Origin of the sequence: Pseudomonas sp. UFMG81 (assembly GCF_015354575.1) — a bacterium.
Taxonomy (GTDB): domain Bacteria; phylum Pseudomonadota; class Gammaproteobacteria; order Pseudomonadales; family Pseudomonadaceae; genus Aquipseudomonas.
The window spans coordinates 199,170-221,932 of sequence record NZ_JACAFQ010000002.1; the positions used below are offsets into that span (position 1 = coordinate 199,170).

24 protein-coding genes are annotated in these 22,763 nt (G+C 63.5%); all 24 read left to right on the forward strand.

Annotation, left to right across the window (positions count from 1 at the left end):
* Positions 1-255: 255 nt before the first annotated feature.
* The 24 genes from IX761_RS02715 to fliP all read left to right on the forward strand — a co-directional run bounded on the left by IX761_RS02715 (position 256) and on the right by fliP (position 22,743).
* Positions 256-1,191: a ketoacyl-ACP synthase III gene (locus tag IX761_RS02715; protein ID WP_194788008.1), complete on the forward strand. Its 936-nt coding sequence runs from the start codon at positions 256-258 to the stop codon at positions 1,189-1,191.
* A gap of 250 nt (positions 1,192-1,441) precedes the next feature.
* Entirely contained in the window at positions 1,442-2,290 is an 849-nt protein-coding gene (locus tag IX761_RS02720; RefSeq protein ID WP_194788009.1) for a flagellin domain-containing protein, read from the forward strand.
* A gap of 72 nt (positions 2,291-2,362) precedes the next feature.
* The gene (locus tag IX761_RS02725) at positions 2,363-2,722 is read left to right on the forward strand and encodes a flagellar protein FlaG (protein ID WP_194788010.1); all 360 of its coding nucleotides are present in this window, start codon (positions 2,363-2,365) and stop codon (positions 2,720-2,722) included.
* A gap of 78 nt (positions 2,723-2,800) precedes the next feature.
* Positions 2,801-4,219, forward strand: coding sequence for a flagellar filament capping protein FliD (gene fliD, locus IX761_RS02730; RefSeq protein ID WP_194788011.1), 1,419 nt, complete (start codon positions 2,801-2,803; stop codon positions 4,217-4,219).
* Between the two features lie 130 nt (positions 4,220-4,349).
* Entirely contained in the window at positions 4,350-4,745 is a 396-nt protein-coding gene (gene fliS, locus IX761_RS02735) for a flagellar export chaperone FliS (RefSeq protein ID WP_194788013.1), read from the forward strand.
* A 14-nt stretch (positions 4,746-4,759) separates the two neighbouring features.
* Entirely contained in the window at positions 4,760-5,056 is a 297-nt protein-coding gene (fliT, locus tag IX761_RS02740) for a flagellar protein FliT (protein WP_194788014.1), read from the forward strand.
* 167 nt (positions 5,057-5,223) lie between these two features.
* Positions 5,224-6,699 carry a transcriptional regulator FleQ gene (gene fleQ / locus IX761_RS02745; RefSeq protein ID WP_194788016.1) on the forward strand — a complete coding sequence of 492 codons (1,476 nt, stop codon included), beginning with the start codon at positions 5,224-5,226 and terminating at the stop codon, positions 6,697-6,699.
* A 204-nt stretch (positions 6,700-6,903) separates the two neighbouring features.
* Positions 6,904-8,121: a sensor histidine kinase gene (locus tag IX761_RS02750; RefSeq protein WP_194788017.1), complete on the forward strand. Its 1,218-nt coding sequence runs from the start codon at positions 6,904-6,906 to the stop codon at positions 8,119-8,121.
* On the forward strand, positions 8,121-9,497 hold the full coding sequence (locus IX761_RS02755; protein ID WP_194788019.1) for a sigma-54-dependent transcriptional regulator: 1,377 nt from the start codon (positions 8,121-8,123) through the stop codon (positions 9,495-9,497). The genes IX761_RS02750 and IX761_RS02755 overlap by 1 nt, the downstream gene beginning before the upstream one ends.
* A gap of 106 nt (positions 9,498-9,603) precedes the next feature.
* Positions 9,604-9,936, forward strand: coding sequence for a flagellar hook-basal body complex protein FliE (gene fliE, locus IX761_RS02760; protein WP_194788022.1), 333 nt, complete (start codon positions 9,604-9,606; stop codon positions 9,934-9,936).
* Between the two features lie 15 nt (positions 9,937-9,951).
* Complete coding sequence (gene fliF, locus IX761_RS02765; RefSeq protein WP_194788025.1) at positions 9,952-11,730, forward strand: flagellar basal-body MS-ring/collar protein FliF; 1,779 nt, start codon at positions 9,952-9,954, stop codon at positions 11,728-11,730.
* The gene (gene fliG / locus IX761_RS02770; RefSeq protein WP_028692791.1) at positions 11,723-12,742 is read left to right on the forward strand and encodes a flagellar motor switch protein FliG; all 1,020 of its coding nucleotides are present in this window, start codon (positions 11,723-11,725) and stop codon (positions 12,740-12,742) included. Before fliF ends, fliG begins: the two co-directional genes overlap by 8 nt.
* A 144-nt stretch (positions 12,743-12,886) precedes the next feature.
* Entirely contained in the window at positions 12,887-13,660 is a 774-nt protein-coding gene (fliH, locus tag IX761_RS02775; RefSeq protein ID WP_194788028.1) for a flagellar assembly protein FliH, read from the forward strand.
* A complete protein-coding gene (fliI, locus tag IX761_RS02780) occupies positions 13,650-15,005 on the forward strand; it encodes a flagellar protein export ATPase FliI (RefSeq protein ID WP_194788031.1) in 1,356 nt (451 codons plus the stop codon). The genes fliH and fliI overlap by 11 nt, the downstream gene beginning before the upstream one ends.
* A gap of 6 nt (positions 15,006-15,011) precedes the next feature.
* Positions 15,012-15,464 carry a flagellar export protein FliJ gene (fliJ, locus tag IX761_RS02785; RefSeq protein WP_194788035.1) on the forward strand — a complete coding sequence of 151 codons (453 nt, stop codon included), beginning with the start codon at positions 15,012-15,014 and terminating at the stop codon, positions 15,462-15,464.
* Positions 15,465-15,542: 78 nt separating this feature from the next.
* Positions 15,543-15,848, forward strand: coding sequence for an STAS domain-containing protein (locus IX761_RS02790; RefSeq protein ID WP_104445088.1), 306 nt, complete (start codon positions 15,543-15,545; stop codon positions 15,846-15,848).
* 8 nt (positions 15,849-15,856) lie between these two features.
* The gene (locus IX761_RS02795; protein ID WP_194788038.1) at positions 15,857-17,548 is read left to right on the forward strand and encodes a fused response regulator/phosphatase; all 1,692 of its coding nucleotides are present in this window, start codon (positions 15,857-15,859) and stop codon (positions 17,546-17,548) included.
* A gap of 59 nt (positions 17,549-17,607) precedes the next feature.
* Positions 17,608-17,955: an Hpt domain-containing protein gene (locus IX761_RS02800; protein ID WP_194788041.1), complete on the forward strand. Its 348-nt coding sequence runs from the start codon at positions 17,608-17,610 to the stop codon at positions 17,953-17,955.
* A gap of 71 nt (positions 17,956-18,026) precedes the next feature.
* Positions 18,027-19,379, forward strand: coding sequence for a flagellar hook-length control protein FliK (locus IX761_RS02805; RefSeq protein WP_194788043.1), 1,353 nt, complete (start codon positions 18,027-18,029; stop codon positions 19,377-19,379).
* Between the two features lie 179 nt (positions 19,380-19,558).
* Positions 19,559-20,056, forward strand: coding sequence for a flagellar basal body-associated protein FliL (gene fliL, locus IX761_RS02810; RefSeq protein ID WP_194788045.1), 498 nt, complete (start codon positions 19,559-19,561; stop codon positions 20,054-20,056).
* 10 nt (positions 20,057-20,066) lie between these two features.
* Entirely contained in the window at positions 20,067-21,035 is a 969-nt protein-coding gene (fliM, locus tag IX761_RS02815; protein WP_194788047.1) for a flagellar motor switch protein FliM, read from the forward strand.
* 47 nt (positions 21,036-21,082) lie between these two features.
* On the forward strand, positions 21,083-21,541 hold the full coding sequence (gene fliN, locus IX761_RS02820; protein WP_194788050.1) for a flagellar motor switch protein FliN: 459 nt from the start codon (positions 21,083-21,085) through the stop codon (positions 21,539-21,541).
* A complete protein-coding gene (gene fliO, locus IX761_RS02825) occupies positions 21,542-21,988 on the forward strand; it encodes a flagellar biosynthetic protein FliO (protein WP_194788052.1) in 447 nt (148 codons plus the stop codon).
* On the forward strand, positions 21,988-22,743 hold the full coding sequence (gene fliP, locus IX761_RS02830; protein WP_194788054.1) for a flagellar type III secretion system pore protein FliP: 756 nt from the start codon (positions 21,988-21,990) through the stop codon (positions 22,741-22,743). The genes fliO and fliP overlap by 1 nt, the downstream gene beginning before the upstream one ends.
* Positions 22,744-22,763: the final 20 nt, after the last annotated feature.

A 22,763-nucleotide genomic window follows, 5' to 3' on the forward strand; every position in this document is an offset into this window, starting at 1 on the left:
AACAGTGTGCGCAGATGGTTTTCGCCATGAAACCGACGGGCGACACCGGATTTATCGCTTGGGTAGCAAGAAGTCGGCCAACCTCCCATATGCTTGCCATGGGAGCGTAAACGGAGTGTGATCGTGACTTGGCAGTCGAAACGCGCATCTCTAATCTATTGAGTCAGCGGGCAGCCACGTCAACGCACCGTGCAAGGCGTATGGCCATGGTCACCAGAGCCCGTGAATTTTCGCCATTTCCATCGGGAAGCCACAATGATTGGCATCAAAAGCATCGCCAGTTACGTACCTGTAGAGGGTGTCGACAATTACGCCCAGGGTGCGAAATTCGGCAAGGACCAGGATTTCATCTTCGGCAAGATCGGTTCGACCTTCCTGCCGCGCAAGGACGCTGGCCAGGAAACCTCCGACCTCGGCGCCGAGGCTGCCAAGGCGCTGTTTGCTGCAAATCCGACGCTGGATCCGGCAGACATCGATGTGGTGATCGTCGTTACCCAGAACGGCGACGCCGAAGGCCTGCCGCACACCGCGGCGATCGTCCAGCACAAGCTGGGTTTGTCGACCGCCATCGCCGCCTTCGACATCTCGCTGGGTTGCTCCGGCTATGTCTATGGGCTTTATGCAATGAAGGGCTTCATGGAGGCCGCCGGCCTGAAGAACGGCCTGCTGATCACCGCCGACCCGTATTCGAAGATCGTCGATCCCGAGGATCGCAACACCACCATGTTGTTCGGCGATGCCGCCACCGCCACCTGGATGGGCGAGGGTGCCAACTGGCAGTTGGGCAAGTCGCTGTTCGGCAGCGATGGTGCCGGCGCCGAACACCTGCGTACCACCGATGGCAAGTTCTTCATGAATGGCCGCCAGGTCTACAACTTCGCCCTGGTCAAGGTTCCAGCTCATTTGCAGCAGTTGCTCGAAGCGAGCCAGTTGAAAGCTGAGGATATCGACCTGTACTGCCTGCATCAGGGCAGCGCGGCGATCGTCGATGCGGTCTCGCAGCGCTTCGATGATGGGTTGCATCGCGGCAAGTTCGTCAAGGACATGGCCGAGACCGGCAATACCGTGTCGTCCAGTATTCCGCTGCTGCTGGAAAAGCATGTGCTCGGTTCGTCCTGCAAGCGTGTCGCGCTCAGTGGGTTCGGTGTTGGCCTGTCGTGGGGTTCGGCGATCATCGAGCGCATCGACTGACGTTGCGCAAACGGCTTATAAAGAAGCGCTGCCTGCATCCAGGCAGCGCTTTTTTGTTTTGTGGTGGTGGGAATTTGGCGTCAAACCCCTGATTTCATTGGGGTGGCAGGATGCCAGCAAAAAAATTGAGAATTCGCCCTAAAGCAAACTGCCCTGACGACGATAAACATTACGAAGGTTCTCTAGGCCACCTACCCGGCGAATTGCCAAGGCCGGAAGCCGTAGTACCCAATCCAACGAGGAATTCGTCATGGCTTTGACCGTTAACACCAACACCACCTCTCTGGGCGTTCAGAAGAACCTGAACCGTGCTTCCGACGCACTCAGCACTTCGATGACCCGTCTGTCCTCCGGCCTGAAAATCAACAGCGCCAAAGACGACGCCGCCGGCCTGCAGATCGCTACCCGCATGACCTCGCAGATCCGTGGTCAGACCATGGCTATCAAGAACGCCAACGACGGTATCTCCATCGCCCAGACCGCTGAAGGCGCGATGCAAGAGCAGACCAACATTCTGCAGCGTATGCGTGAACTGGCTGTCCAGTCGCGAAACGACTCCAACAGCTCGAACGACCGTGACGCTCTGAACAAAGAGTTCCAGTCGATGGCTTCGGAACTGACCCGTATCGCCAACAGCACCCAGCTGAACGGCAAGAACCTGCTGGACGGTTCCGCTAGCACCATGACCTTCCAGGTTGGTTCCAACACTGGCGCTTCCAACCAGATCTCCATCGACCTGAGCGCCAAGTTCACCGCCAGCGACCTGGGTGTTACCAGCGCCATCACCATCACCGGTGCCACTTCGTCCGACGCCGAAGCCAGCTTCAGCGCCGCTGTTTCGGCCATCGACAACGCCCTGCAGAAGATCAACACCAGCCGTGCTGACCTGGGTGCCGCTCAGAACCGTCTGACCAGCACCATCAACAACCTGCAGAACATCAACGAAAACGCCGAAGCCGCTCGTGGCCGCGTACAGGATACCGACTTCGCTTCGGAAACTGCACAGCTGACCAAGCAGCAGACCCTGCAGCAAGCTTCGACCTCGGTTCTGGCTCAGGCCAACCAGCTGCCATCGGCAGTCCTGAAGCTGCTGGGCTAATCTGCCTGATAGCTGATGGCGGGGGAGTGCTGTCCAGGCACTTCCCCGCCTTTTCATTGTGAGGTGGTAGACATGGACATGAGCGTCAAGCTGAACCTGTCTTACCCGGCCGCACGTTCGGCCGAGCAGGTTACCGAAAAGCCGGTTGCCCGGGCGGCTGATGCCTTCGGTGATGGCGAAAAGAAGCAGGACCCGGTCAAGGTGCAGGACGCCGACAAGGTCAAGCATGCCGTCGCGGAGATTGAAAAGTTTCTGAAGGAGACCCAGCGTAACCTGGAGTTCTCCACCGACGAAGAATCCGGCAAGATTGTCGTCAAGGTCATCGCCAGTGAAACCGGTGAGCTGATTCGCCAGCTACCCTCGGAAGAGGCCCTGCGGATCGCCCATAGCCTGAGCGATGTCAAAAGTGTTCTGTTCGACGCCAAGGTCTGACCGGCGGCGAACATCAATGGCGTGATCCATGTCGGCCTGCAGGAGCAGGACTGACGCGTTTACGAGAGGGATAACAGCATGGCAAGCCCACTTACTTCCAGCACGGGCCTGGGCTCGGGACTCGACATCACCAATATCGTCAAGGTACTGGTCAACGCCGACACGTCGGCCAAGGCGAACCAGATCGCTCGCCAGACCAACAACAACTCGGCGATGATCTCGGGTATCGGCTCCCTGCGTAGCGCCCTGACGGCGTTCCAGGATGCCATGAAGAAGCTCAACGATAAGGATGCGCCATCCTTCAACGCGTTCGCAGGCACCTCCGCCAACGAGAACGTGGTCAAGATCAAGTCGAGCAACACCGCGGTCGCGGGCAGCTACGACATCAAGGTCGATCAGCTGGCCACCAGTTCCAAGGTCGCCAGCAAGCAGTTCGTCGGCGGTGCCACCTCGGTCATCTCGGCCGGTGAGATGACCATCAGCCAGAACGGCAAGGACTACAAGATCAACGTTGCTGCGGGTGCGACCCTGCAGAGCGTACGTGATCAGATCAACAAAGAAATGAGTGTCAATGGCATCACCGCCAACATTGTCAACGAGGCGGGTGGTGCACGGCTGGTGTTCGGCTCCACCACCACCGGTGCCGGTAGCGATATCTCGGTCAGCGGTATCCCCGAGCTGGCAATCAATGGCACTCAGCAGATGAGTGGCAGCGGTGCGGGCTTCATCAGCGCCAAGGCGCAGGATGCGAAGTTCTCCATCGATGGTCTGGCGCTTACCAGTGCTACCAATACCGTCAGCAATGCCGTCAGTGGTCTTACCCTGGAGCTGACAGGTGCTTCGCCGAAAGACTCCGGTGGCAACATTACTTCCAGCACCAAGGTCACCGTTGCGGCGGACAATGAGGGTCTGAAGAAGTCCGTGCAGTCCTTCGTCGATGCCTACAACACGCTGCAGAAGGCGGTCACCTCGCTGACTGCGACTTCTCGTGACGAAAACGACAAATTGTCCCTTGGTCCGCTGACCAACGACCCGACCACGCGTTCGCTGCTGGCCGATGTGCGCAAGGTGCTGTCCGAGACCGGTGCCGGTGACAAGCTCACCACGCTCAGCCAGCTGGGTATCAACACCCAGAAGGACGGCACGCTGGAGTTCAACAGCGTCAAGTTCAACACGGCCATGAACGACAAGAAGCTCGGCCCTGAGATCCAGCAGCTGTTCACCGGTACCAATGGCGTGTTCGAGCGCATGAACAAGGCCATCGACCCGTACAATTCGACTGGTGGTGCCCTCGACACCCGCAAGGGCAACCTGGACAAGGCGGCCAAGAACCTTGCCGACCAGAAGGCGGCCCTGGACCGTCGCGCCGAAGGGCTCACCGAGTCGCTGACGCGCAAGTATGTGGCGCTCGATGCTGCCTTGGGCAAGATGAAGGCCCAGGCTGACCAGATCACCTCGATCTTCGATGCGCTCAACGCTCAGGCCAAGAAATCCTGATCGACGGTTGAAGACAAAGCCCGGGGCGTCCATCGATGCCCCGGGCTTTTTGCTTTGCCGCTAAAGTTTTTTGACAGCGCGGCGATACAGCGGGTATACGCAACCTTTTTCGCTGCAACGAGGTAGATCCATGAACCCCATGTTGGCCCTTCGGCAATACCAGAAAGTCAACGGCGTGGCGCAGACTTCCGAAGCCAGCCCGCACCGTCTGGTGCAGATGCTCATGCAGGGTGGTCTCGACCGCCTGGCCCAGGCCAAGGGCGCGATAGCGCGCAACGACGTCCCCCAGAAGGGCATCCTGATCGGCAAGGCCATCGATATCATCGGCGGCCTGCGCGAAGGCCTGGATCTTGAGAACCATGCCGACAGCCTGACCGAGCTGGACAACCTGTACACCTACATGAGCCGTCGCCTGATCGAGGCCAATGTCAAGAGCGACCCGGCGATCATCGACGAAGTGGCGCGCCTGCTGATCACCGTCAAGGAAGGCTGGGACGCGATCGGCGAACAGCAGCCGGAATCCTGATTCAGGAGAGTGTCATGAGCGAAGTGATCGAGCGTATCGAGCAGACGCGCGAGGCCCTGATGGCCGCGTTGGCCAGCCGTGACTGGGACGCGGTCGGTGAGCTCGACCTTGAGTGTCGTGTGTGTGTCGAGGATGTGCTGGCCGAGGCGTCCTCCAATGAGGCGGCCGTGCGCGGCAGCCTCGAGCAATTGCTGGGCGTTTATCGGCAGTTGATCGAGGTTGCAAGTGGCGAGCGTCAATCGATAGTCGACGAGATGTCGCAGATCCGTCAGGCGGAAAACGCCGCAAAGGTATACCATCTGTTCTCGTAACCACAGATGACACAAGAATCAGTGCGCCATTAATTTGACTGTGCGCTGATTTTTGACTTAACTAGTGGCTGTTTTCGAATTTCAGACGTCCGAACGCTGACCATTCAGTCGGAATGATGTCGAACACGCCCCATGGGCGCCGATATGACTAGGGAAGTTGCTATTGCATGTGGCGTGAAACCAAGATTCTCCTGATCGATGACGACAGCGCCCGCCGCCGCGATCTGGCGGTGGTCCTGAATTTCCTCGGCGAAGAAAACCTTCCGTGCTCCAGCCATGACTGGCAGCACGTGGTCGAATCATTGTCGTCGAGCCGCGAAGTGCTCTGCGTGCTGATCGGGACCGTCAATGCTCCAGCCAATGTGCTTGGGCTGCTTAAGACAGTGGCTGCGTGGGATGAGTTCCTTCCGGTGCTGCTTTTGGGTGAAATTTCTTCCGCGGAATTCCCCGAAGAATTGCGCCGGCGCGTACTCTCCAACCTCGAGATGCCACCCAGCTACAGCCAATTGCTCGATTCGCTGCACCGTGCCCAGGTCTATCGCGAAATGTATGACCAGGCGCGCGAGCGCGGTCGTCAGCGCGAACCCAACCTGTTCCGCAGCCTGGTCGGCACCAGCCGTGCCATCCAGCACGTGCGGCAGATGATGCAGCAGGTGGCCGACACCGATGCCAGCGTGCTCATCCTCGGCGAGTCCGGCACGGGTAAGGAGGTGGTCGCGCGTAACCTGCACTACCACTCCAAGCGCCGCGAAGCGCCGTTCGTGCCGGTCAACTGTGGGGCGATTCCGGCGGAGCTGCTCGAAAGCGAGCTGTTTGGTCATGAAAAGGGCGCCTTCACCGGGGCGATCACCAGCCGCGCCGGGCGTTTCGAGCTGGCCAATGGCGGCACGCTGTTCCTCGACGAGATCGGCGACATGCCGCTGCCCATGCAGGTCAAGCTGCTGCGGGTGCTGCAGGAGCGCACCTTCGAACGGGTGGGCAGCAACAAGACCCAGAGCATCGATGTGCGCATCATCGCCGCGACCCACAAGAACCTCGAAACCATGATCGAGGATGGGACGTTCCGCGAGGACCTCTACTACCGCCTCAACGTCTTCCCCATCGAGATGGCGCCGTTGCGTGAGCGCGTCGAGGACATCCCGCTGCTGATGAACGAGCTGATCTCACGCATGGAGCACGAGAAGCGCGGCTCGATCCGTTTCAACTCGGCGTCGATCATGTCGCTGTGCCGGCATGGCTGGCCGGGCAACGTGCGGGAGCTGGCCAACCTGGTGGAGCGCATGGCGATCATGCACCCCTATGGGGTCATCGGTGTGTCCGAGCTACCCAAGAAATTCCGTTACGTCGACGACGAGGACGAGCAGTTGGTGGACAGCCTGCGCAACGACCTCGAGGAGCGGGTTGCGATCAATGGCCATGCGCCCGGCTTTGCCGGCCAGGCCATGCTGCCACCTGAAGGGCTGGATCTGAAGGACTATCTTGGTAACCTCGAGCAGGGCTTGATCCAGCAGGCACTGGACGATGCCAATGGCATCGTGGCCCGTGCCGCCGAGCGCTTGCGCATTCGCCGCACCACCTTGGTGGAGAAGATGCGCAAGTACGGCATGAGCCGTCAGGGCGGCGAGGACCAGGCGGAGGATTGACGCCTGTACGATTCGTCGAGGCCCAGGGAGGGCCTCGCGAACTCAATATCCCTACCTTTCAAAGGGGCGCCAGGCCCCGTCTTCAGCGGCTTTCACCGCAAATCATGCAGCGTGCGCGCGGTTTTCGAGACGGTCTCCGGCACGTCTATTGCTATGACGCAGGCAACACACCGTTTTTGACGGTCAGCCACGCGAGAGAGCACGATGCCCCAGGCCGCCCAGATTTCCCGAGCCCCCGATCCGCAGGGGCGCACCCCGGTCGAGCAGGAGAGCCGACTGGGCCTTGAACAGGCGTTCGCCTTGTTCAGTCAGGTTTCCTCCCAGCTCAACGAGTCGTACAGCATGCTCGAGGCGCGCGTCAGCGAGCTCAAGGGCGAGCTGGCCGTGGTCAGTGCCCAGCGCATGGCCGAGCTGGATGAGAAGGAGCGCCTGGCCAATCGTTTGCAGAACTTGCTGGACCTGCTCCCGGGCGGGGTGATCGTGATCGATGCACAGGGCCATGTCTGTGAGGCCAACCCGGCGGCATGCGAGCTGCTGGGCGAGCCGCTGCTCGGCCAGCTGTGGCGCCATGTGATCGCGCGCAGTTTCGCGCCGCGCGAGGATGACGGTCATGAGGTGTCGCTGCGCGATGGTCGGCGATTGTCGATCGCCACGCGTTCACTGGATGCCGAGCCCGGGCAACTGGTGCTGTTGACCGATCTCACCGAAACCCGTCGCTTGCAGGACCAGTTGGCACGTCATGAGCGTCTGTCGTCCTTGGGGCGCATGGTGGCATCGCTGGCCCACCAGATTCGCACGCCGCTGTCGGCGGCCATGCTCTACGCCAGTCACCTGGCTGATGGCGAAAGGAACCTGCCGCCAGAAACGCGCCTGCGCTTCGCCGGCAGCCTGAAAGAGCGCCTGCATGAGCTGGAGCATCAGGTGCGTGACATGTTGGTGTTCGCCCGCGGCGAGCTGCCGTTGGGCGACCGGCTGACCCCCAAGGCCTTGTTCCAGGCCTTGCAGCAAGCGGCGCAGGTACATGTGCAGGGGCATGCGGTGCGCTGGCAATGCGATACGCACCTGGGGGAGTTGCTGTGCAATCGCGACACCCTGGTCGGCGCCTTGCTCAACCTCATCGACAATGCCCTGCAGGCCAGCCCCGAGCCGGCGCGCCTGAAGGTGCACCTGTATCGTCGTGAACAGAATCTGCACCTGTGCGTCAGTGACGCCGGCGCCGGGGTTGAGCCAGGGCTGCTGGCGCGCCTGGGTGAACCCTTCCTGACCACCAAGGCCACGGGCACCGGCCTGGGCCTGGCCGTGGTCCAGGCGGTGGCGCGAGCCCACCAGGGCAGCTTGCGCCTGCGTTCGAAGCCAGGGCGTGGCACCTGTGCTTATGTAGTCCTGCCACTGATCGGCGCCGCGTCGCAGGAGGGGGTGTGATGGAGGTCAAAGTGCTGTTGGTGGAGGATGATCGCACCCTGCGCCAGGCGTTGGTCGACACCCTGGAAATCGGTGGTTTTGCGCACCGCGCGGTGGGCTCGGCCGAAGAAGCGCTGCAAGCGGTCGCCAGCGAGCCGTTCAGCCTGGTGGTCAGCGATGTGAACATGCCGGGGATGGACGGGCACCAGTTGTTGGCGCAACTGGGGCGTCACCATCCGCACCTGCCGGTGTTGCTGATGACTGCGCACGCGGCGGTGGAACGGGCGGTGGATGCCATGCGCCAGGGCGCGGTGGACTACTTGGTCAAGCCGTTCGAGCCCAGTGCGCTGATCAGCCTTGTTGAGCGCCATGCCGCCGGGCATCTGGATGCTGCGAGCGACGAAGGTCCGGTCGCTTGCGAGCCGGCCAGTCGGCAGTTGCTGGAGCTGGCGGCGCGGGTGGCGCGCAGCGATTCAACGGTGTTGATCTCGGGTGAGTCGGGTACCGGCAAGGAGGTGCTGGCGCGCTACATCCACCAGCAGTCGTCGCGCGCAGCGGCGCCGTTCGTGGCGATCAATTGCGCGGCCATTCCCGACAACATGCTCGAGGCCACGCTGTTCGGTCATGAGAAAGGTGCGTTCACCGGCGCCATTGCCGCCCAGGCCGGCAAGTTCGAGCAAGCCGAGGGTGGCACCTTGTTGCTCGACGAGATATCCGAAATGCCGCTGGGGCTCCAGGCCAAGTTGCTGCGTGTGCTGCAGGAGCGCGAGGTGGAGCGGGTCGGCGGGCGTAAGCCGATCGCGCTCGACATCCGCGTGCTGGCCACGACCAACCGAGACCTGGTAGGCGAAGTGGCGGCGGGGCGCTTCCGAGAGGACCTGTTTTATCGCCTGTCGGTCTTCCCGCTCGCCTGGCACGCCCTGCGTGAGCGTCCCGGCGATATTCTGCCGTTGGCCGAGCGCCTGCTGGCGCGCCATGTCGGCAAGATGAAACATGCCCCGGTGCGGCTGTCCGCCGATGCGCGCGCCTGCCTGCAGGCCTATGCCTGGCCGGGTAATGTGCGCGAACTGGACAACGCGTTGCAGCGCGCGCTGATCCTGCAGCAGGGCGGGGTGATCGAGGCGGCGGATTTCTGTCTGGCAGGTGCCATTCCATTGTCGGCGTCGGTACCGGTCACGATGGCGCCCCCGGTGGGTGAGGCGGCGGCCGAAACGGGCGGGCTGGGTGACGACATGCGCCGCCATGAGTACCAGATGATCATCGACACCCTGCGGGCCGAGCGCGGGCGGCGCAAAGAGGCCGCCGAGCGGCTGGGGATCAGCCCGCGTACCCTGCGCTACAAGCTGGCGCAAATGCGCGACGCCGGCTTCGATGTCGAGGCCAACCTATTCGGCTGAGGCGCCATTTTCAGTGTTCTTTGCGCTGGCTGGCACTGCTCTTGCTAGCACCAGCTCATCTGCCGCATGAGTGTCAAAAAAATGCGGCCGCCGGAGAGAGAAGTCCATGACCCAAGGTGTTGAATTCAATCGTCTGATGTTGGACATGCGTGCCATGCAGGCCGATGCCATGTCCCTGCCGAAAACCGCCGCTGCCCCCGAGCTGGCGCCCGGGCAGAGCAGCTTCGCCGACATGCTCGGCCAGGCCATCGGCAAGGTGAGCGATGTGCAGCAGGCCTCCACGCAATTGTCCAGCGCCTTCGAGATCGGCAAGAGCGGTGTCGACCTGACCGACGTGATGATCGCCTCGCAGAAGGCCTCGGTGTCGTTCCAGGCGTTGACCCAGGTACGTAACAAGCTGGTGCAGGCGTACCAGGACATCATGCAGATGCCGGTATAAGGGCGAGATTGAGTCATGGCCGAAGCAGTCGTCGATAACGCACCCGCCAAGAGTGGCCCGCCAGCAGCCAAGCCGCCGCTGTTCGGCATGTCGTTCCTGGAAAACATCTCGCAGATGCCCATGCTGCGTCAGGTCGGCCTGCTGGTCGGCCTGGCCGCCAGCGTGGCCATCGGCTTCGCCGTGGTGCTCTGGTCGCAGCAGCCGGACTACCGGCCGCTGTACGGCAGCCTGGCAGGCATGGACACCAAGCAGGTGATCGACTCGCTCACCGCCGCCGATATCCCCTACCGCGTGGAACCGAATTCCGGCGCGTTGCTGGTCAAGGCCGACGACCTCTCCCGTGCGCGCCTGAAACTCGCCGCCGCCGGGGTAGCGCCGAGCGACGGCAACGTCGGCTTCGAGCTGCTCGACAAGGAGCAGGGCCTGGGCACCAGCCAGTTCATGGAAGCCACCCGGTATCGCCGCAGCCTGGAGGGTGAGCTGGCGCGCACCGTTTCCAGCCTCAACAACGTCAAGGCTGCTCGTGTGCACCTGGCGATCCCGAAAAGCTCGGTGTTCGTGCGCGACGAGCGCAAGCCCAGTGCCTCGGTACTGGTCGAGCTGTACCCGGGCCGCACCCTGGAAGCCGGGCAGGTGATGGCGATCGTCAACCTCGTGGCCACCAGCGTTCCGGAGCTGGACAAGTCGCAGGTGACCGTGGTCGACCAGAAAGGCAACCTGCTTTCCGAACAGTTGCAGGACACCGCCCTGACCATGGCCGGCAAGCAGTTCGACTACAGCCGTCGCATGGAAGGCATGCTCACCCAGCGTGTGCACAACATCCTGCAGCCGGTGCTGGGCAACGACCGCTACAAGGCCGAAGTGTCGACCGACGTCGACTTCAGTGCCGTCGAGTCCACCTCCGAACAGTTCAACCCCGACCAGCCAGCCCTGCGCAGCGAGCAGTCGGTCAACGAACAGCGCGCCAGCAGCCAAGGCCCGCAGGGTGTGCCAGGGGCGCTGAGCAACCAACCGCCAGCGGGTGCCTCGGCGCCTGAGAATGCCACCGCCGGTGCGACGCCCGCCGGCGCCATCCAGCCCGGCCAGCCACTGGTGGATGCCAACGGCCAGCAGATCATGGACCCGGCCACCGGCCAGCCGATGCTCGCGCCGTACCCGAGCGACAAGCGTCAGCAGAGCACCAAGAATTTCGAGCTGGACCGCTCCATCAGCCACACCCGCCAGCAGCAGGGTCGCCTGACCCGCCTGTCGGTGGCGGTGGTGGTGGACGACCAGGTCAAGCTCGACGCTGCCACCGGAGAGGCCACCCGCACCCCATGGGGCGCCGAGGACCTGGCACGCTTCACGCGGTTGGTGCAGGACGCGGTAGGCTTCGATGCCAGCCGTGGCGACAGCGTCACCGTGATCAACGTACCGTTCGCCGCCGACCGTGGCGACGAGCTGGTCGATATTCCGTTCTACTCGCAGCCGTGGTTCTGGGACATCATCAAGCAGGTGCTGGGCGTGGTGTTCATCCTGGTGCTGGTGTTCGGCGTGTTGCGCCCGGTGCTCAACAACATTACAGGTGGCGGCAAGCAGGCTGCCTCGGATAGCGACATGGAGCTGGGCGGCATGATCGGTCTGGATGGCGAACTGGCCAACGACCGCGTCAGCCTGGGTGGCCCGACAAGCATTCTGTTGCCGAGCCCGAGCGAGGGTTACGAGGCACAGCTCAACGCAATCAAGGGCCTGGTGGCCGAAGACCCGGGCCGCGTGGCCCAGGTCGTGAAAGAGTGGATCAACGCCGATGAGTGATAATCGAGCCATTACCGCCAAGCTGAGCCGCGTCGACAAGGCGGCGATCCTCCTGCTCTCGCTCGGTGAGACCGACGCCGCGCAAGTCCTGCGCCACATGGGGCCCAAGGAAGTGCAGCGGGTTGGTGTGGCCATGGCGCAGATGGGCAACGTCCATCGCGAGCAGGTCGAGCAGGTGATGAGCGAGTTCGTCGAGATCGTCGGCGACCAGACCAGCCTGGGCGTCGGTTCCGATGGCTACATTCGCAAGATGCTCAACCAGGCCCTCGGCGAGGACAAGGCCAACGGCCTGATCGACCGCATCCTGCTCGGTGGCAACACCAGCGGTCTGGACAGCCTCAAGTGGATGGAGCCGCGCGCCGTGGCCGACGTCATCCGCTACGAGCACCCGCAGATCCAGGCCATCGTCGTCGCCTACCTCGACCCCGACCAGGCCGGTGAAGTACTGAGCAACTTCGACCACAAGGTGCGCCTGGACATCGTCCTGCGCGTGTCGTCGCTCAACACCGTACAGCCAGCGGCGCTCAAGGAACTCAACCAGATCCTCGAGAAGCAGTTCTCCGGCAACTCCAACGCCGCGCGCACCACCTTGGGCGGCATCAAGCGTGCCGCCGACATCATGAACTTCCTCGACAGCTCCGTGGAAGGTGCACTGATGGATGCGATCCGCGAGATCGACAGCGACCTGTCGGAGCAGATCGAAGACCTGATGTTCGTCTTCAACAACCTGGCCGATGTCGACGACCGTGGCATCCAGGCGCTGCTGCGCGAGGTATCCTCGGACGTGCTGGTGGTGTCGCTCAAGGGCGCCGACGAACGCGTCAAGGACAAGATCTTCAAGAACATGTCCAAGCGTGCCTCGGAGCTGCTGCGCGACGACCTCGAAGCCAAGGGCCCGGTACGGGTCAGCGACGTGGAAACGGCGCAGAAGGAAATCCTCACCATCGCCCGCCGTATGGCCGAGGCCGGCGAGATCGTGCTCGGCGGCAAGGGTGCCGAGGAAATGATTTAAGCCAGCGACTGGTGCCGCCCCTGTGGGTGCGGGCTTGCCCCGCGATGACGTCCGAGTCGGCGAGAAAGATTGCCAGGACACAAGCCATCGCGGGGCAAGCCCGCTCCCACAGGGACCTGTAAAGGTTCTCGAGAAGCTCACAGCATGTCCACCAAAGAACATCCCAGCGACCTGATTCGCGCCCGCGACCTCGAGGGCGTCGATGTCTGGGCGCTGCCCAGCTTCGACCCTGAACCGGAGCCTGAACCCGAGCCCGAACCGGAAGTCGTCGAAGAAGAAGTCGAAGAGGTACCGCTGGAAGAAGTCCAGCCGCTGACCCTCGAAGAGCTCGAAGCCATCCGCCAGGAGGCCTACAACGAAGGCTTCGCTACCGGTGAGCGCGAAGGCTTCCACAGCACCCAGCTCAAGGTGCGCCAGGAAGCCGAAGTGGCCCTGGCGGCCAAGCTGGCCAGCCTGGAGCAGGTGATGCGGCACTTGTTCGAGCCGATCGCCGAGCAGGACACCCTGATCGAAAAGGGCATGGTGCACCTGGTCGCACACATGGCCCGCCAGGTCATCGGCCGCGAATTGCGCAGCGATTCCAGCCAGATTACCCATGTGCTGCGCGAAGCCCTGAAGCTGTTGCCAATGGGCGCCGACAACATTCGCATCCATCTCAATCCCCAGGATTTCGAACTGGCCAAAGCGTTGCGCGAGCGCCACGAGGAAAACTGGAAGCTGCTTGAGGACGAGGCCTTGCTGCCAGGCGGTTGCCGCATCGAAACCGCCCACAGCCGCATCGACGCGACCATGGAGACGCGCATCGAGAAAGCCGTGGCGCAGCTGTTCGAGCAGTCTCACGACCATTCCTTGCACCCGGCCGCGGCGGATATCACCCTCGAGCTGGATGAGCCGGCGGGTGAACACGATGCGCCTTGAACGCACCAGCTTCGGCAAGCGCCTGGAAGGGTATGCCGAGGCGGTGAAGCTGCCAGACCAGCCGGTGGTCGAAGGCCGACTGCTGCGCATGGTCGGCCTCACGCTCGAAGCTGAAGGCCTGCGTGCCGCAGTCGGCAGCCGCTGCCTGGTGATCAACGACGACAGCTACCACCCGGTGCAGGTCGAGGCCGAAGTGATGGGCTTCGCCGCAGGCAAGGTGTTCCTCATGCCGGTCGGCAGCATCGTTGGCATCGCGCCCGGGGCGCGGGTGGTGCCGCTGGACGACAGCGGCCGCCTGCCCATGGGCATGAGCATGCTCGGGCGGGTGCTTGACGGCGCCGGCCGCGCGCTCGATGGCAAGGGCGGGATGAAGGCCGAGGACTGGGTGCCGATGGATGGCCCGATCATCAACCCGCTCAACCGCGACCCCATCAGCCAACCGCTGGACGTGGGTATCCGCAGCATCAACGGCCTGCTCACCGTCGGCCGTGGCCAACGCCTGGGCCTGTTCGCCGGTACCGGTGTGGGTAAGTCGGTGCTGCTGGGCATGATGACCCGCTTCACCGAAGCCGAGATCATCGTGGTCGGCCTGATCGGTGAGCGGGGGCGCGAGGTGAAGGAGTTCATCGAGCACATCCTCGGTGAGGAAGGGCTCAAGCGTTCGGTGGTGGTGGCATCGCCTGCGGACGACGCGCCGCTGATGCGCCTGCGGGCGGCGATGTACTGCACGCGCATCGCCGAGTATTTCCGCGACAAGGGCAAGAACGTCCTGCTGCTGATGGATTCGCTGACCCGTTTCGCCCAGGCCCAGCGTGAGATCGCCCTGGCCATTGGCGAGCCGCCGGCCACCCGCGGCTATCCACCCTCAGTGTTCGCCAAGTTGCCCAAGCTGGTGGAGCGCGCCGGGAATGGCGAGCCGGGCGGTGGTTCGATCACCGCGTTCTATACCGTGCTGTCCGAAGGCGACGACCAGCAAGACCCGATCGCCGACTCGGCCCGTGGCGTGCTCGATGGTCACTTCGTACTGTCCCGGCGCCTGGCCGAAGAGGGGCACTATCCGGCCATCGACATCGAGGCCTCGATCAGCCGGGTCATGCCCCAGGTGGTCGACCCCGATCACTTGCGCCAGGCGCAAAAGTTCAAGCAGCTGTGGTCGCGCCTGTCGCAGAGCCGCGACCTGATCAGTGTCGGTGCCTACGTCCCCGGTGGTGATCCGGAGACCGATCTTGCCATCGCCCTGCAACCAAAGCTGGTGGATTTCCTGCGCCAGGGCCTGGATGAGAACGTCGGTATGGCGCAGAGCCGCGAACAACTGGGCGCGATCTTCGTGCCGCCGGCAGGCTGATAGGCCATGGCCCAGCCCAGCCGAGCGGCGCGCCTGGCGCCGGTGGTGGAAATGGCCGAGGAGGCCGAACGCAAGGCGGCCCAGCGTCTGGGGCATTTCCAGCAGCAGGTGGTCCAGGCCCAGGCCAAGCTGGCCGAGCTCGAACAGTTTCGTGAAGGCTACCAGGCGCAGTGGATCAACCGCGGCGGCCAGGGCGTCGATGGCAGCTGGCTGCTCAACTACCAGCGCTTCCTGGCGCAGCTCGAGGCTGCGATGACCCAGCAGCGCCAGAGCCTGGTCTGGCACCAGAACAACCTCAACAATGCCCGCAACACCTGGCAGCAGGCCTATGCCCGGGTCGAAGGCCTGCGCAAGCTGGTGCAACGTTACCTGGACGAGGCTCGCCGCGCGGAAGACAAGCGCGAACAGCGCCTGCTCGACGAGCTGTCCCAGCGCTTGCCGCGCCAGGGGCAGTTCTAGGTTCGCAGCTTGCGACCTGGGAAGCTGGCTGCTAAACCTTCAGAAGTCGCATTCGCCATCATCGAAGGAATCGCTCGCATGGCAGTCGAAACTGATTTCTCACAGGACGGGAAGAAGCTGACGATCAAGGTCAAGGGGCGTTTCGATTTCGGCAAGCATCAGGAGTTTCGCGATGCCTACGAACGTCAGCGTCCGCGCCCCGACTCCGTGGTGGTCGACCTGAAAGAGGCCACCTATCTGGACAGTTCTGCGCTTGGCATGCTGCTGTTGTTACGTGATCACGTCGGCGGCGAAGAGTCGGACATCCGCGTAGTCCATGCCAGCCCTGACGTGCGCAAGATCCTGGCCATCTCCAACTTCGAAAAACTGTTCGATATCAGTTGAGCATCGACATGCCTGCCGAACAGGCGTTGACCGTGCTGGTCGCCGAGGACGGTGCCGCCGACCGCATGCTGCTGGCGCAGATCGTCCGTCGCCATGGGCATCAGGTGTTCACCGCGGAGAACGGCGAACAGGCGGTGGCGCTGTTCGCCGAGCAGCGCCCGCAATTGGTGTTGCTCGACGCCATGATGCCGGTGATGGATGGTTTCGAGGCGGCGCGGCAGATCAAGATGCTGGCGGGTGAGGCGTTGGTGCCAATCATCTTCCTGACCTCGCTCAACGAAGAGCAGGCCCTGGTGCGGTGCCTCGAAGCCGGCGGCGATGATTTCATGGCCAAGCCCTACAGTGCGGTGATCCTGGGGGCCAAGATCCGCGCGATGGACCGCCTGCGCAGGTTGCAGGCCACGGTGTTGCGCCAGCGTGACGAGATTGCCCGGCACCACCATCATCTGCTCGCCGAGCAGCGTGTGGCCAAGGCGGTGTTCGACAAGGTCGCTCATTCCGGTTGCCTGAATGCGCCAAATATCCGTTATCTGCAATCGCCGTACGCCCTCTTCAATGGCGACCTGCTGCTGGCCGCGTTCACCCCGTCCGGCGACATGCACGTATTGCTGGGGGATTTCACCGGGCACGGCTTGCCCGCTGCGGTGGGCGCCATGCCCTTGGCGGAAGTGTTCTATGGCATGACCGCCAAGGGTTACGGGCTGGTCGAGACGCTGCGAGAGATGAACGCCAAGCTCAAACGCATCCTGCCTGTGGACATGTTCTGTTGCGCACTGCTGCTCAACCTGAGTTTCCAGCGCGGCACGGTCGAGCTATGGAGTGGTGGCATGCCCGATGCCTATCGGCTGGCCGCGGACGGCCAGGTGCTGACGGTGCTGCCTTCACAGCACCTGCCGCTGGGCATTTTGGCCCCGGAGCAGTTTGACGACACCACCCAGGTATTGCCGTTGTCTGTCGGGGAGCGATTGTTGTTGCTCTCTGATGGCGTGGTCGACACGGGTGACGATGCAGAGCGACTGTTCGGTGTGCAGCGCTTGCTCGACGTGCTGGCGGCCAATCGGCAACCGGAGCACTTGTTCGATGAGGTCATGCAGGCGCTGGCGCAGTTCGGTGGGCAGTCGCGGGACGACATCAGCCTGTGCGATATCCGTATGCTCTCGCCCGAGTGTGTGGCGCCCCAGCCTGTGGTCTATTCCGATAGCGGTCGCTCGAGCCCGCTTGAGTGGTCGCTGAATTTCCAGTTGCGCGCCGAGAGCCTGAGGCGTTTCAATCCGGTGCCCTACCTGGTGCAGCTGTTGCAGGAGATCCATGGGCTGAGGCCCAGTAGCGGCCAGTTGTACAGTGTGCTCAGCGAGCTGTACTCCAATGCCCTGGAGCATGGCGTGCTGGGCCTGGACTCGCAGCTCAAGCGCGATGCCCAGGGCTTTGCCGAATACTATCGCCTGCGCGGTGAGCGCCTGGCACACCCGATAGAGGGCTATGTCGCCATCGGACTGGTGGTTGAACCCTTGGGCGATGGTGGGCGTCTGACGATCGAAGTACGTGACAGCGGGGCGGGGTTCGATGTGGCCGGCATGCTGGAGCGTTTGCCGCCCCATCAGGGGTTCAGCGGTCGCGGCCTGGACTTGGTGCGGCGCCTGGGGCAGCGGGCGCAATGGCTCGAAGGTGGTCGTCTGGCGCGGGTGGAGTTCGAATGGTGAGTCCGGGCAGGGCCGCAGGCATGGGTGCAATCAGGCTGGCTTGATCAAGGAGAGAACAAGTGGTGGACATGCATATCGATCACAAGGTCCTGCGCGATCTGCGCGAGGTCATGGAGGATGGTTACCTGCAGTTGCTGGAAACTTTTCTCGAGGACTCCGAGCGGCGCCTGCAGCAGCTGCGCAAGGCCAGGGATGCCAAGGAGCTTGGGCTGGCGGCGCACAGCTTCAAGGGCAGCAGCAGCAACATGGGGGCCGTCGGGCTGGCCGACCTGTGCCAGCAGCTCGAGACGCGGGTCAGGCAGGTGCCGCTCTACGGCATCGAAGACCTGATCAACCGCATCGAGCAAGAGTACCTGGAGGTCAGGCGCTTCTATCGCAGCGAGCGACAGCGGATTTCCACGGGTTGAAGTGACCTGGCGCGAGTTTTGCGTGTCTTTGCCCAGACGTATTTTTCGAGTTCTGGCGCGGAGACCTTTCAATGCCTGTCGCACCCAATCCATTGTTGCAAGCCGGCCTGGCGAGCAAGGCCTCGCGCCCGGCCGCCGGTGTGGCGGACAAAGCGCTGCAGACAGCGGGCGATAAGGGCGCCGGCTTCGACCAGGTCATGTCCCGGCAAGGGCGTGACAAGGTGGCGCCGCGCGACGACAAGGCCAGCCCGTCTCCTGCTCAAGCCAAGGCCGGCGCCAAGCCGGAGCCTGCCGCCAGCGGCAAGCCGGCGGCATCGACCGCCAATGGCGTTGCCGATGACGGCAAGACCTTGCCAGCCAATGGTACCGCCCAGGCGGGTGATGACAGCGGTGAAAAGACCGACAGCGCCGACTCGGCGTTGCTGGACGCCAGCCTGGTTGCCGGCCAGGTCACTGACGCCCAGCCAGGGGCCCAGCTGATCCAGGCCCAGGCCGAGGCGGTCGCCCCGGTGTTGCAGGCGGCAGTGTCGCCGCCCGTGCAGCCGGCGCCTGCTGCTCCGCCGGCGCCGGTGCAAGAGCAGGCACAAGCTGCGGCGTTCGATCCGGATGCCGACCCCCTTGCTGACATGCCGACGCTGCGCTTGGCCCTTGAGCAGAACGCCCAGGCCCAGGGCAGGACGTCTGCGCATATCGCCAACGCTCGCACCGACAGCAACTCGCCAGCCACCGACCCCAACGCGGCTGCCGTCAATACCTTGGCGAACGTGGTGCAGGAGGTGGAGGCCGAGCCGGGCCACGCCGAGCATGGCGACAAGGCCTTCGCCGGGTTGCTGGATGATGGTTTGAAAGACCTCAAGGGTGCCAGCAGCGATACCCGGGTGGACGATTTCGCCGACCGTCTGGCCAGCCTCACCCAGGCGGTCACGGCAAAAACCGCCAACGCTGTGCCCGTGACGCCCAGCCCGCTGCAGCAGCCGTTGGCGATGAACCAGGGCGCCTGGGCCGAGGGCCTGGTCAACCGGGTCATGTACCTGTCCAGCCAGAACCTCAAGTCGGCCGACATCCAGCTCGAGCCCGCCGAGCTTGGTCGCCTGGACATCCGCGTCAATGTGGCGGCGGACCAGTCGACCCAGATCCACTTCGTCAGCGGCCATGCCGGCGTGCGCGACGCCCTCGACAGCCAGGCCTATCGCCTGCGCGAACTGTTCGCCCAGCAGGGTCTGGCCCAGCCCGACGTCAGCGTCGCCGATCAGTCCCGTGGCCAGCAGCAACAGCAGGCCCAGCAGGGCGGCTCGAACCTGTCCGGTGTCGCCGCGCGTCGCGCCGCGGAGGGCGGGGCAGAGGGTGGCGAGTTGGCCGATGCCACGCGTCCGGTGGAGCACCAGGTGGTCATCGGCGACAGCGCAGTCGATTACTACGCTTGATGCCGCCATCGCGGGGCAAGCCCGCTCCCACGGGAATGTAGTGTTTGCGTGGGAGCGGGCTTGCCCCGCGATGCGACCGGTGTCCGCTAAAAACAGCGCTCAGCGGCTTAATCTGGCATAACACTTGCTCAAGCCACGTCATCCTTCTTTGAAACCGCGATGGACGACGGATTATTGGCATGGCGAAGAGCGACGCAGTGAAAGACCCCGCCACTAAAGGCAAACTCAAGCTGATCCTGCTGCTGGTGCTGGCCTTGCTGCTGGCAGTCGGCCTGTCGGTGGGCGCCACCTGGTTCTTCATGCACAAGAGCGAGTCTGCTCCGGCGCCGGACCCAGCCCTGGCCAACGTCAAGCAGGCGGCCATCTACGAGCCCCTGGCACCGGCCTTCGTGGTCAACTTCAACCAGAACGGCCGCCAGCGCTACATGCAGGTGAGCATCACCATGCAAGGCCGCAACCAGGCCGACCTGGAAGCACTGAAAGTGCACATGCCGGTCATCCGCAACAACCTGGTGATGATGTTCTCCGGCCAGGGCTTCGACACCCTCGCCAGCAGCCCGGTCGGGCAGGAGATGCTGCGCCAGAAAGCCACTGCGGTGGTCCAGGAAGTGGCGCAGAAGGAAGTCGGCCGGCCCGTGGTCGACCAGTTGCTGTTCACCAATTTCGTATTGCAGTAGGAGCACATAGATGGCCGTGCAGGACCTGCTGTCCCAGGATGAGATCGACGCCCTGTTGCATGGGGTGGACGATGGTCTGGTACAAACCGAGAGCGCCGGCGAGCCCGGCAGCATCAAGAGCTACGACCTGACCAGTCAGGACCGTATCGTCCGGGGCCGCATGCCGACCCTGGAAATGATCAACGAGCGTTTCGCTCGCTACACCCGCATCAGCATGTTCAACCTGCTGCGCCGCTCCGCCGACGTGGCGGTTGGGGGCGTGCAGGTGATGAAGTTCGGCGAGTACGTGCATTCGCTGTACGTGCCCACCAGCCTCAACCTGGTCAAGATCAAGCCGCTGCGTGGCACCGCGCTGTTCATCCTCGACGCCAAGCTGGTGTTCAAGCTGGTGGACAACTTCTTCGGCGGCGACGGCCGCCACGCCAAGATCGAGGGCCGTGAATTCACCCCCACCGAGCTGCGCGTGGTGCGCATGGTGCTGGACCAGTGCTTCGTCGACCTCAAGGAAGCCTGGCAGGCGATCATGCCGGTCAACTTCGAGTACATCAACTCCGAGGTCAACCCGGCCATGGCCAACATCGTCGGCCCCAGCGAGGCGGTGGTAGTGTCGACCTTCCACATCGAGCTGGACGGCGGTGGCGGCGACCTGCACGTGACCATGCCGTACTCGATGATCGAGCCGGTGCGCGAGATGCTCGACGCCGGTTTCCAGTCCGACCTGGACGACCAGGACGAGCGCTGGGTCAAGGCCCTGCGCGAGGACGTGCTGGACGTCGCCGTGCCGGTATCGGCCACCGTCGCCCGGCGCCAGCTCAAGCTGCGCGACATCCTGCACATGCAGCCTGGCGATGTGATCCCGGTGGAGCTGCCCGAGCACCTGGTGCTGCGCGCCAATGGCGTGCCGGCGTTCAAGGCGCGGCTGGGTTCGCACAAGGGCACCCTGTCGCTGCAGATCATCGACCCGATCGAACGCCGCTGACGGCGTGCCGGTCGCTTAAAACGTATTGAATGCTTGTCGAGGAAAACATGGCTAACGAAAACGAGATCAGCTCCCCAGAGGAACAGGCCCTGGCCGATGAATGGGCCGCGGCCCTCGAGGAAACCGGCGATGCCGGCCAGGCCGACATCGATGCCTTGCTCGGTGGCGACAGCGGCGGCACCAACCGCCTGCCGATGGAAGAGTTCGCAAGCTCGCCCAAGCCCAACGAGAACGTCAGCCTCGAAGGCCCGAACCTGGACGTGATCCTGGACATCCCGGTGAGCATCTCGATGGAAGTGGGCAGCACCGAGATCAACATCCGCAACCTGCTGCAGCTCAACCAGGGCTCGGTGATCGAGCTCGACCGCCTGGCCGGCGAGCCGCTGGACGTGCTGGTCAACGGCACCCTGATCGCCCACGGCGAGGTGGTGGTGGTCAACGAGAAGTTCGGCATTCGCCTGACCGACGTGATCAGCCCCAGCGAACGTATCAAGAAGCTGCGCTGAGTGAAGGACATGGTGCGGGCCCTCGCGGCCCTTGGCACGCTGCTCGCGAGCGAGGCGGTGATCGCCGCCGGGGAGGCGCCTGCGGCACCTGCCGCCACGCCGGCCGGCCTGGGCGCGCAGCTGGCGCAGATGGTCTTCGGCCTGCTGCTGGTGGTGGGCCTGATCTTCTTTCTCGCCTGGCTGCTGCGGCGCATGCAGGGCACCGCCCAGCGCGGCGCCCCGGTGATCGAGATCGTCGGCAGCCGTGCCATCGGCCCACGTGACCGGCTATTGCTGGTGCAGGTCGGCAAGGAGCAGATTCTCATCGGCCACACCCCTGGCAGCATCGAAACCCTGCATGTGCTGGCCGAGCCTGTCGAGGTGCCCGCTGCGGCGCGCCAGGCCACGCCGGAGTTCGCCCAGCGTCTGCTCGAGCTGATGGGCAAGGACCACAAGGACAAGAAGTGATGAAGGGCGCACCGCGCTTGTTGTTGACCCTGGCGCTGCTGCTGGCAGCGCCATTGGCCCTGGCCGCCGACCCGCTGTCGATCCCGGCCATCACCCTGTCCAGCGGGGCGGACGGCCAGCAGGAGTATTCGGTCAGCCTGCAGATCCTGCTGATCATGACGGCGCTGAGCTTCATCCCGGCGTTCGTCATCCTGATGACCAGCTTCACCCGCATCATCATCGTCTTCTCCATCCTGCGCCAGGCCCTGGGCCTGCAGCAGACCCCATCGAACCAGCTGCTGACCGGCATGGCGCTGTTCCTGACCATGTTCATCATGGCGCCGGTGTTCGACCGGGTGAACAAGGATGCGATCCAGCCGTACCTGGCCGAGCAGATGACCGCCCAGCAGGCCATCGACAAGGCCCAGGGCCCGCTGAAGGACTTCATGCTGGCACAGACCCGGCAGAGCGATCTCGACCTGTTCATGCGCCTGTCCAAGCGCACCGACATCGCCAGCCCCGACCAGGCGCCGCTGACCATCCTGGTGCCGGCGTTCGTCACCTCGGAGCTCAAGACCGCGTTCCAGATCGGCTTCATGATCTTCATCCCGTTCCTGATTATCGACATGGTGGTCGCCAGCGTGCTGATGGCCATGGGTATGATGATGCTGTCGCCGCTGATCATCTCGCTGCCGTTCAAGATCATGCTGTTCGTCCTGGTCGATGGCTGGGCGCTGATCATGGGCACCCTGGCCGGCAGTTTCGGTGGCGTCTGACGCCGTGAAGGAGAGCTTCC

What these genes read in the sequence shown, in the direction of transcription:
- IX761_RS02715 (WP_194788008.1), top strand. Translation starts at nt 256, where the DNA reads ATGATTGGCATCAAAAGCATCGCCAGTTACGTACCTGTAGAGGGTGTC.
- IX761_RS02720 (WP_194788009.1), top strand. Translation starts at nt 1,442, where the DNA reads ATGGCTTTGACCGTTAACACCAACACCACCTCTCTGGGCGTTCAGAAG.
- IX761_RS02725 (WP_194788010.1), top strand. Translation starts at nt 2,363, where the DNA reads ATGGACATGAGCGTCAAGCTGAACCTGTCTTACCCGGCCGCACGTTCG.
- fliD (WP_194788011.1), top strand. Translation starts at nt 2,801, where the DNA reads ATGGCAAGCCCACTTACTTCCAGCACGGGCCTGGGCTCGGGACTCGAC.
- fliS (WP_194788013.1), top strand. Translation starts at nt 4,350, where the DNA reads ATGAACCCCATGTTGGCCCTTCGGCAATACCAGAAAGTCAACGGCGTG.
- fliT (WP_194788014.1), top strand. Translation starts at nt 4,760, where the DNA reads ATGAGCGAAGTGATCGAGCGTATCGAGCAGACGCGCGAGGCCCTGATG.
- fleQ (WP_194788016.1), top strand. Translation starts at nt 5,224, where the DNA reads ATGTGGCGTGAAACCAAGATTCTCCTGATCGATGACGACAGCGCCCGC.
- IX761_RS02750 (WP_194788017.1), top strand. Translation starts at nt 6,904, where the DNA reads ATGCCCCAGGCCGCCCAGATTTCCCGAGCCCCCGATCCGCAGGGGCGC.
- IX761_RS02755 (WP_194788019.1), top strand. Translation starts at nt 8,121, where the DNA reads ATGGAGGTCAAAGTGCTGTTGGTGGAGGATGATCGCACCCTGCGCCAG.
- fliE (WP_194788022.1), top strand. Translation starts at nt 9,604, where the DNA reads ATGACCCAAGGTGTTGAATTCAATCGTCTGATGTTGGACATGCGTGCC.
- fliF (WP_194788025.1), top strand. Translation starts at nt 9,952, where the DNA reads ATGGCCGAAGCAGTCGTCGATAACGCACCCGCCAAGAGTGGCCCGCCA.
- fliG (WP_028692791.1), top strand. Translation starts at nt 11,723, where the DNA reads ATGAGTGATAATCGAGCCATTACCGCCAAGCTGAGCCGCGTCGACAAG.
- fliH (WP_194788028.1), top strand. Translation starts at nt 12,887, where the DNA reads ATGTCCACCAAAGAACATCCCAGCGACCTGATTCGCGCCCGCGACCTC.
- fliI (WP_194788031.1), top strand. Translation starts at nt 13,650, where the DNA reads ATGCGCCTTGAACGCACCAGCTTCGGCAAGCGCCTGGAAGGGTATGCC.
- fliJ (WP_194788035.1), top strand. Translation starts at nt 15,012, where the DNA reads ATGGCCCAGCCCAGCCGAGCGGCGCGCCTGGCGCCGGTGGTGGAAATG.
- IX761_RS02790 (WP_104445088.1), top strand. Translation starts at nt 15,543, where the DNA reads ATGGCAGTCGAAACTGATTTCTCACAGGACGGGAAGAAGCTGACGATC.
- IX761_RS02795 (WP_194788038.1), top strand. Translation starts at nt 15,857, where the DNA reads ATGCCTGCCGAACAGGCGTTGACCGTGCTGGTCGCCGAGGACGGTGCC.
- IX761_RS02805 (WP_194788043.1), top strand. Translation starts at nt 18,027, where the DNA reads ATGCCTGTCGCACCCAATCCATTGTTGCAAGCCGGCCTGGCGAGCAAG.
- fliL (WP_194788045.1), top strand. Translation starts at nt 19,559, where the DNA reads ATGGCGAAGAGCGACGCAGTGAAAGACCCCGCCACTAAAGGCAAACTC.
- fliM (WP_194788047.1), top strand. Translation starts at nt 20,067, where the DNA reads ATGGCCGTGCAGGACCTGCTGTCCCAGGATGAGATCGACGCCCTGTTG.
- fliN (WP_194788050.1), top strand. Translation starts at nt 21,083, where the DNA reads ATGGCTAACGAAAACGAGATCAGCTCCCCAGAGGAACAGGCCCTGGCC.
- fliP (WP_194788054.1), top strand. Translation starts at nt 21,988, where the DNA reads ATGAAGGGCGCACCGCGCTTGTTGTTGACCCTGGCGCTGCTGCTGGCA.